The following is a 504-nucleotide window of genomic DNA, read 5'->3' as shown; positions in this document are numbered from 1 at the left end:
CCGGAAGGTGCGGCTGGAACACCTCCTTTCTGGAGAGACGAATTTCCTGTGAAGATTTAGGAACAGGACTTAAAAGTTCGCTTCTCTTCTTGTACGCACCATCTGTTTAATTAAATAAGAGATAGAGAATGTTCGGCAGAGATGCTACTCTTTACCAACACAGTCCTATAGCTCAGTTGGTTAGAGCGCCACACTGATAATGTGGAGGTCGGCAGTTCAAATCTGCCTGGGACTACATTCTTCATATAATATCTCAAACTGGGGGATTAGCTCAGTTGGCTAGAGCACCTGCTTTGCACGCAGGGGGTCAACGGTTCGAATCCGTTATTCTCCACTATTGTGAGAATTTAAGGATAGGCGACTGAAAGGAGCCAATCATTAAAATTCTACACAAAAAGATCTTTGACATATTGACACAAGCAAAACTGTAAGTAATGAACTTTAGTTCAGACTAAAGTAAATCAAATCGCAAGATGAGATTTCACTTTGTTAGAATACAGCTGA

2 tRNA genes are annotated in these 504 nt (G+C 41.5%); both read left to right on the top strand.

Features of this window, described 5'->3' with window-relative positions:
* Positions 1-161 precede the first annotated feature (161 nt).
* Positions 162-235, top strand: a tRNA-Ile gene (locus tag ACTQ53_RS17625).
* Positions 236-260: 25 nt separating this feature from the next.
* Positions 261-334, top strand: a tRNA-Ala gene (locus ACTQ53_RS17620).
* The last annotated feature ends 170 nt before the right edge of the window (positions 335-504 follow it).

The organism is Prevotella sp. Sow4_E9_plate (assembly GCF_052116205.1).
GTDB lineage: Bacteria > Bacteroidota > Bacteroidia > Bacteroidales > Bacteroidaceae > Prevotella.
This window is presented reverse-complemented; position numbering and strand designations above follow the sequence as displayed.